This is a genomic window from Actinomyces sp. HMSC075B09 (genome assembly GCF_001812395.1).
Taxonomy (GTDB): Bacteria; Actinomycetota; Actinomycetes; order Actinomycetales; family Actinomycetaceae; genus Gleimia; species Gleimia europaea.
Map to the genome: position 1 here is coordinate 45,477 of NZ_KV808743.1, position 8,230 is coordinate 53,706.

Sequence of the window (8,230 nt, forward strand, 5' to 3'; positions counted from 1 at the left end):
TCCTACCGCTGGCAGGAGGGGCACCAGAACAGGCGCCTGGTGGCAACGCGCTTTTCTTGCACGGGCGCCCCGCAGTGTAAGCAAGGCCTGCCCGTGCGGTGATAAACGTAGAAGCGCGAGGCCTCTGGATCCGCTTCCAAGGGCGGATTTGGCGCATCGCTGGGATCGACCGTGGTGATAATGCCCGTTTGCACCCCATCTTCCATGAGGATCACAAGGTCATCCCACAGCTGACCGATTCGTTTTATCGAGGTGTTTACGCCCTTGCGAAACGGAGATATGCCCACGCGAAACAGCGACTCGGCGCGATAAATATTGCCTGGCCCGGCGATTATCGACTGGTCCATCACCAGTTCCCCTATGTCTCGCTTGCGCCCGCGCACGTTAGCGATGAACTGGCTACGCGCATTTGGCGTGGGATCTAACGGGTCTGGCCCCAGGCGGGCAATCACGTCCTCGACCTCGCCCGCTGATACAAGTGCGCAGCGATTCGGTCCGGCCAGATCCGCAACCTCACCGGCAGATGCAATGCGCAACCGCACCTGACCAATAGGCGCAGGCAGATTCCCATGTACCTCGCGAAAACGCCACTTGCCGTAAAGCCCCAGGTGGATATGGACAAAGCGCTCCCCCTCGAACTCTAAGAACAGGTGCTTGCCGTGTGCGCGCGCACCAACCAGTTCGCTCCCATTCACCAGGTTTGCGCCGGCCTCGAAACGCCCCTGCGGTGACTCCACCACCAAGCTTTGGCCCGCAAAATCGTGGGAAAAGCGGCGGGCAAGACGATGCAAAACGTGTCCTTCAGGCATGACACATTGATATCAAGGGGATCAGCCCGGCTCAAACGGGAGCACAAAATGAGATGATTAAAACATGAGTAGTTTTAGTGGTAGCGCAATTTTGTGGCAGGTATTTCCCCTCGGCGCTCTTGGCGCACCGGCAACAAATCCGGAAGTTGAGGGGCGGGATTACCAGCCGCCGCGCACACTACGCGACCTTGAGCCCTGGCTGGATCACGCGGTCAGAATCGGCGCGAATGTATTGTCTTTAGGGCCCATCTTCCACTCTTATTCGCACGGATACGACACGATTGACTACTACCGAATTGATCCGCGCCTGGGCACGCTTGCGGACTTCAAATCACTCGTCGAGGCCGCTCATGCGCGCGGGGTGAAAATCGTGCTGGACGGGGTGTTCAACCACGTTGGCTCGCGCCACCCTCTGGTGGAGGGACTGCGCAATGGCCCATCTGAGGACGCGCAAATGCTTCTGCCCAACTGGGATGGGTGGGCTGAGGGAGAATTGCCCTCCTACCACTGTTTTGAGGGCCACACCGGCCTCGCCACACTGAATCACGCCAATCCGAGGGTGCGCGAAGCCATTACAAACGTGATGAACCACTGGCTAGACCTGGGCGCTGACGGCTGGCGGCTGGACGCCGCGTACGCCATGGCTCCGAGTGTTTGGACCGACATTTTGCCAAAAGTGCGAAGCCGCCATGCAGACGCGTGGATCGTGGCCGAAGTCATCCACGGCGAATACGCGGACATGGTCAGCGAATCAGGATGGGATTGCCTCACTGAATACGAGCTATGGAAAGCCACCTGGTCCGCGTTAAACGACGCGAACTTCTACGAACTTGACTGGACTCTGGGACGTCACAATGAACTGCTGGACACGTTCGTTCCCCAAACCTTCATTGGAAACCACGACGTCACACGCATTGCTACCCAACTTGAAAACGAGGAGCAGGTTGGCGTGGCAGCTGCCATCTTGTTCAGTGTGGGCGGGGTGCCTTCCATCTACTACGGGGACGAAATGGGCTTTACCGGCGTTAAAGAGGAACGCCTGGGCGGCGATGATGCGATCCGTCAGCCACTGCCCGCCTCCCCCGAGCAGGCCATGCAAGCCCCGCGAGCGCAACGCTTCTTCCACTGGTACGCCTCACTTTGTGCGATGCGGCGCCAACGCCCCTGGCTGTGGCACGCGAAAACCAAGGTAGTTCACCTCGAGAACGAGGTGATGCGTTTTGTCAGCTACAACGGCGACCAGGCGATCACGGTTGTGCTGAACATTTCTGACGCGCCGCTGCCTCGCGGCAGTGAAGTGTTACAGGGGTGCGGCGCGCCCATTGCCGGCCAGTTTGACAACAACGCGCTACGCCCAAACGCCTACGTTATTTTTGATGGGGCGTGTGGATCAGACTTACATTCATGACCGCGGACTTGTTCGGCTCGACAAGTAGCTCTTTAGCAAACTCGGGCCGGTTGTAAGCGTTGGTCATGAACTGGCAGTACTCCAAGGCAAGAGCCTCACACTGACGGTGCTTTAGCGCCTCGCCAGTGAACAGATGGAAGATACCAAAACCGCGCGCACCTGATCCTGAAACCGCCGCTTTCAGTTGCGTAGTTGCGCCGCTGGGGTGATGCAAGGTGGCCACCGATGTAGCTTCACCACCCGTGCTAACGGTCAGGTCAGTAAACGCCTTGTCCATACCGCTCAGATCATCAAGCACCAACACTCCCTTGTTCGGGTCGAATGTTGGCGCCGGAGCGAATGCCTCGTCTCCCTCGAACGGAATCAGAGCATCATTGGTCATGATCTCCGTGCGCGCCTGCATAGTGAGGTAAGCGCCCTCGCGCCCACCGTCGTAGCGCACGTACGGGTGCCAGCCGAGTCCAATCGGAGCGGGAGTGGTTCCACGGTTAGTTGCCGCAAGACGCATATTCAGCTGCCAACCAGAGGGCGTTTGCGCGATCTCGTAGCGCACCTGCAGGCTCACCGGACAAGGATAGGCCACACCATCTTCAAACGATTTTGCAAGCTCGTCCTGCCGGACTTCGGCTGACATTGTGATCCAGCCCGGGCCCGTGCCAGTCACCTCAAAAGTGCGATCCAGGAACAGCCCGTGCAAGCCTTCACGCACCCCGTCCTTATCGGGGCCGAGGTCGTAGCTTTCTCCCTGCCAGGAATACTTCGCGTCTCTAATACGGTTAGACCACGGGGCCAGCAGCGCCGAGCGAGCACCGTTTCTTTCCTCAACCTCTTCGGCGTTTTGATAGCCGTCAATCACATCGAAACGCCGCTCACCCGCGGGCACCACCCACGAGGTGATAAGCCCCCCGCGCGTGCAAAATGTTGCGGTAGATTCCCCGGCTTGGATTTCAACGAACTCGATATTACTCACGGCTCCCCCTAACTGGTTTCTTATAAGATATCGCGCCCCGGGCAACATGGCACCGGGACGCGGATCTTTACTTCGGAAGTACGATACTAACGAGCTTCGGAGCCCGCACAATCACCTTCAGCGGATCGCGCCCATCCAGGGCTTTAACCGCGGCTTCAGTTTGCAAAGCCAACTTCTCTAGATCTTCGGCACTGATCGATGGCGCCACCTCAAGACGAGCCCTCACCTTGCCGGCAATCTGGACAACGCAAGTGACCTTCTCTTCTTCAAGTAGCGACTCATCCTCTACAACCGGGAACGGCTCGCGCGCAAGCGTGCCCTCATGCCCCAGCTTGTTCCACAGTTCCTCTGCGATGTGCGGAGCGAGCGGCGAGGCCATCAGCACCAGCGGTTCAATGGCTTCGCGCGGCACGCGGTCAATACCCGTCAGGTGATTATTGAGGACGATCATGCGAGCAGCCGCGGTGTTCATCCGCATGTTCTCGTACTCTTCGGTAACGTCCGCAATGGTGCGGGCAACCAGCTTCTTCGTTTCGAGGTCAGCGGGATCATCCGTCACGGTAACCGCACCGGTTTCCTCATCAACCACGTTGCGCCACAGGCGCTGCAAGAAGCGGTAGGAGCCCACCACCGCCCGCGTATCCCACGGGCGCGACACCTCGAGGGGTCCCATAGACATTTCGTACATGCGGAACGTGTCCGCACCGTACTCTTCACACATGTCATCGGGCGTCACGATGTTCTTAAGCGACTTGCCCATCTTGCCGTACTCGCGGAACACCTCGCGACCCTTATAGGTCCACCCGGTTTCCTCATCGCCCTCGACTTCATCGGCCGGCACGTACTCACCGCGGGCATCCTTGAAAGCGTAAGCCTGGATGTAACCCTGGTTAAACAGCTTGTGGAACGGTTCCGAGGAGGACACGTGGCCTAGATCGAACAGCACCTTGTGCCAAAAACGCGCGTACAGCAAGTGAAGCACCGCGTGCTCCACGCCACCGATGTAGAGGTCAGCGCCTCCCGACTCGCCCTTGCCCTTCGGGCCCATCCAGTAGGCCTCGTTGGCCTCAGACGAAGCATACTCAGTGTTATTTGGATCCGTATAGCGAAGCTCATACCAAGACGAACCCGCCCAGTTTGGCATCGTGTTCGTATCACGGTGGTACTTCTTCAAACCGTCGCCAAGGTCCAGCTCCACCTCAATCCAATCCGTTGCGCGCGAAAGCGCTGCCTCCGGCGTGGTATCCGCATCATTAGGATCGAAAGTGCGGGGCTGGAAGTTATCCAACTCCGGTAGCTGCACCGGCAGCATCGACTCTGGAAGAGCATGCACGCGCCCCTCCTCGTCATACACAACCGGGAAGGGTTCGCCCCAGTAGCGCTGGCGAGAGAACAACCAGTCACGCAGGCGATACGTAACCGTCGAGTGGCCAACGCCCTTTTCTTCCAACCATTTTGTGATACGAGCGATCGCGTCAGCCTTGTTCAGGCCGTTGAGCGAGATTTCATCGTTTTGCGAGTTCACAATCAGACCATCGCCAGTCCAAGCGCCCTCACCGTCAAAATCCTCATCCGGCTGGATAGTGGTCACCACGTCAATGTTGAAACGCTGCACGAACGCAAAGTCACGATCATCGTGGGCCGGCACAGCCATAATCGCGCCCGTGCCGTAACCCATCAGCACGTAGTCCGCAACGAACACCGGGATCTTATTTCCATTAACCGGGTTGGTACCAAAAATACCGGTGAACACACCCGTCTTTTCAGTACCCTCCGCGAGGCGCTCATCATCGGTGCGGGACTTCGCCCACGAACGATACGCCGCCACGGCCTCGCGCGGGGAGGCATATCCGCCCGTCCACTCTTCGCGCGTGCCTGCCGGCCACTGGCTTGGAACCGTAAGTTCTTGTGCCGGCGCGTCTTCGCCGCCCACCAGCTCATGCTCGGGAGCAACCACCATGAAAGTTGCACCAAACAAGGTATCGGGGCGCGTGGTGAACACCGTCAGCTGGGTGGATTCAGTGACCTGGCCTTCCTCAACCTCAAAATGCACGGTTGCGCCAGTGGAGCGACCAATCCAGTTGCGCTGCTGCGCCACCACCTTGTGGGGCCAATCAACCGTATCCAAATCCTCGGCCAAGCGATCAGCATAAGCGGTGATACGCATCATCCACTGACGCAGACGCGACTTGAAAACCGGGTAGTTGCCGCGCTCGGAGCGGCCATCGGCAGTTACCTCTTCATCTGCCAAAACAGTTCCGAGGCCCGGGCACCAGTTAACCGGGGAGTACGCCACGTATGCCAGGCGGTACTCGTCCAGAAGGTCGCTACGCTCCTCCTCGCTCATCTGCGCCCACGGCTTGTGCGGCGTTTCGCGTTTGCCGGATTCGAACTCTGCAACGAGCTCGCTAATGGGGCGAGCCGAACCTACCTTGCCATCACGACGCTTAGCCTGCGGGTCATACCACGAGTTGTAAATCTGCAAGAAGATCCACTGCGTCCAGCGCACAAACTCGTCATCGGTTGTTGAAATCGAACGACGCTTATCATGCGACAGGCCAATGCGGGCGAGCTGGCGGCGCATGTTCGCAATATTGTTCTCGGTAGTGATACGTGGATGCTGGCCCGTCTGCACGGCGTACTGCTCAGCTGGCAAACCAAACGAGTCGAAGCCAAGCGTGTACAACACGTTCTTATCCTGCATGCGCTTGTAGCGCGCAACCGTGTCCGTGGCGATGTAGCCGAGGGGGTGGCCCACATGCAGACCTGCACCCGACGGGTACGGGAACATGTCTAGCAGATAGAACTTTTCCTTCTGGGCTAGCGAACCTTCAAGATCGCCTTCTGGGTTATCAGCCGCGAACGTCTGATTTTCCTGCCAGTACTGCTGCCAGCGGGCCTCAATTTTGGCCGCGAGCGCCGCGTCGTAGCGGTAAGGATTATCCCCTGCGGTTTGCATGCTCAATTTGACCTCGTTTCATCTGTCAATCCGACATTTACACTACCCCACTAATGGGGGTTCTTTAGAATCGGGTGGGGCGAAAAATGGGCAAGCTTGTACCACAATGGAAGTATGACAATTTTTGAAAAAATTATTTCCGGCGACATTCCCGGCAAGTTCATCTACTCCGACGAAATTTGCGTTGTTTTTGCTGACATCTCCCCCGTTCGCCCCGGCCACGCACTCGTGGTTCCGCGTGAGGCGATCAGTGAGTGGACTTCCCTTTCCGACGAGGTAGCCGCGCACCTGTTTAACGTGGCCAAGCGCATTGGAGAAGCGCAAAAGAAGGCCTTTGGTGTGGAGCGAGCCGGCCTGTCCATCCTCGGCTTTGAAGTTCCCCACACGCACCTGCACGTAGTTCCCCTGCGAAGCGAGGCGGATATGAACCCGGCAAACGCGAAGCAGGCGACGAATGAGGAACTGACCGAGAGCACCGAAGCTCTGCGCGAGGCTCTTCGCGCCCTCGGGTATGGAAACAATGTTCCCCCGCGCATTGACAGCGCAGAACTTGCCTAAGCCTTAGCCAATTCAAACGATTCGGCCGGTCGGAATGTTCCCGACCGGCCGAACTGTTTCAAACTGCTTAGGCTGACTCAGCCCGTTCCGGCGTTACTTTGATGCGCGCGGCCAGAGCCGTGGAAATATCGAGCCGGGTGCCCTCCAGTTCCACAGTTACCTGGCCAGCAATATCCGCGCGCTCGACTACGCGCAGCTTCGCTCCGGGCAAGATGTCGCGCTGCTCAAAGTAGCGCAGTACTTCGGGCTCCCCGTCACGAATACGCACAATCTGCACGACCTCATCCAACGGCGCGGCAGGCAATGTGAAGCACGAACACCTGTGTACAGAGCCGTCCTTACCGGGAATCGGATCCCCGTGCGGGTCAAAACGGGGGAAGCCCAGAGCCTCATCAAGCTTGTCTATGAACCGGTCAGAAACCGCGTGTTCAAGCTCGTGTGCCTCAAAATGTAACTCGTCCCAGGAATAGCCGAGGGACTTGTACAAGAAAGTTTCTAAAATACGGTGGCGACGCACCATCTCAATGGCTTCTTTGCGACCTGCTTCGGTGAGCCTGACCTTTTGATACGGCTGGTGATCCAACAGGCCAGCATCCCTCAGCTTGCGCACGTTTTCTGAGGCTGTGGAAGGAACAACCTCCATAATCGCAGCTAGTTCAGTTACGCTAACGCCCTCATCGTCCCACTCCTCTACCGAATAAACGGCCCGCAGGTAGTCTTCCCTAACGGTTGACAGCTCACGCTTTCCGGTCACAGGAGGCCTCCGATTTGTTCAGTCATTGTAAACAGCACGACGATAAACACCACTAGGTGCAAGCATACGATTGTTGCCCACGAGTAGCGCAGCATCGTTTTGCCCGTTGCGCGTGTACCCTCGAATGCGGTCAGAGCCGCGGGTATGAGTACCGCGCTCACGATAATCGTTGCCGACCACACCACCATGCAGTACGGGCAAAGCGCAAAAAAGTTTGTTGCCGACTGGTACAAGAAGTAGCCCACAAAAACAAGGCCGCAGGCCGATCCTAAACCCAGTAGCATTGTTGCCGGTTTGCTCAGGCGAGTGCCGAGTAGCATCACCGCGCCGATTGCAACCAGTGCACCAAAAGCCGCGATTCCGAGCGCGGAATTGGGCACAGTGAGCAGGTGCGCCTGCGGCGACATCAGGGAACTGCCGCAACTGATCAGCGAATTCAGGTCACACCCGAGCGCGCCGTCCGGGTCTCGCAAGTGACCCAGCTCTGTTTCAAGTAGCCCAAGGGAAGCGAGCAATCCCATTGCCGCACCCAAAACAACTACAGCAGTGTTTATGAAGCCAACCGGAACGGAATCTTTAACAACCGCTTTATCCACGTGATTTCCTTACCTCGACTCCCAAATACTACGAGATAGGACGCTCCCCTCGCTTCTTTTGTACCAAACGGCTGATGTGTCTAAGACCGCATTGGATGATTTTGCAGTCTTATTAAGAAACGCGTAAGGTTTTTATCTGCAGGCGCCGTTAGCTCAATTGGCAGAGCAGCTGGCTC

The 8,230-nt window shown here is 57.7% G+C and carries 7 protein-coding genes; 2 read left to right on the forward strand and 5 right to left on the reverse strand.

Annotated elements, in window-relative coordinates; translation table 11 throughout:
* Nucleotides 1-2 precede the first annotated feature (2 nt).
* Complete coding sequence (locus HMPREF2854_RS07730) at nt 3-809, reverse strand: Fpg/Nei family DNA glycosylase (RefSeq protein ID WP_070621126.1); 807 nt, start codon at nt 807-809, stop codon at nt 3-5.
* 64 nt (nt 810-873) lie between these two features.
* On the opposite strand from HMPREF2854_RS07730, the gene HMPREF2854_RS07735 reads away from it, so the two are divergent.
* A complete protein-coding gene (locus HMPREF2854_RS07735; RefSeq protein ID WP_070621127.1) occupies nt 874-2,217 on the forward strand; it encodes an alpha-amylase family glycosyl hydrolase in 1,344 nt (447 codons plus the stop codon).
* Here the strand turns inward: HMPREF2854_RS07735 and HMPREF2854_RS07740 are convergent.
* Both HMPREF2854_RS07740 and HMPREF2854_RS07745 read right to left on the reverse strand, forming a co-directional pair.
* The gene (locus tag HMPREF2854_RS07740; RefSeq protein ID WP_070621128.1) at nt 2,177-3,187 is read right to left on the reverse strand and encodes an aldose 1-epimerase; all 1,011 of its coding nucleotides are present in this window, start codon (nt 3,185-3,187) and stop codon (nt 2,177-2,179) included. The genes HMPREF2854_RS07735 and HMPREF2854_RS07740 overlap by 41 nt on opposite strands.
* A gap of 67 nt (nt 3,188-3,254) precedes the next feature.
* Nucleotides 3,255-6,146: a leucine--tRNA ligase gene (locus HMPREF2854_RS07745; RefSeq protein ID WP_070621129.1), complete on the reverse strand. Its 2,892-nt coding sequence runs from the start codon at nt 6,144-6,146 to the stop codon at nt 3,255-3,257.
* A gap of 114 nt (nt 6,147-6,260) precedes the next feature.
* Here HMPREF2854_RS07745 and HMPREF2854_RS07750 point away from each other — a divergent pair, with 114 nt between their 5' ends.
* On the forward strand, nt 6,261-6,704 hold the full coding sequence (locus tag HMPREF2854_RS07750; RefSeq protein WP_070621130.1) for an HIT family protein: 444 nt from the start codon (nt 6,261-6,263) through the stop codon (nt 6,702-6,704).
* Between the two features lie 67 nt (nt 6,705-6,771).
* Here the strand turns inward: HMPREF2854_RS07750 and HMPREF2854_RS07755 are convergent, their stop codons facing one another.
* Complete coding sequence (locus HMPREF2854_RS07755; protein WP_070621131.1) at nt 6,772-7,458, reverse strand: metal-dependent transcriptional regulator; 687 nt, start codon at nt 7,456-7,458, stop codon at nt 6,772-6,774.
* Nucleotides 7,455-8,054: a vitamin K epoxide reductase family protein gene (locus tag HMPREF2854_RS07760; protein WP_070621132.1), complete on the reverse strand. Its 600-nt coding sequence runs from the start codon at nt 8,052-8,054 to the stop codon at nt 7,455-7,457. The genes HMPREF2854_RS07755 and HMPREF2854_RS07760 overlap by 4 nt, the downstream gene beginning before the upstream one ends.
* Nucleotides 8,055-8,230 lie beyond the last annotated feature (176 nt).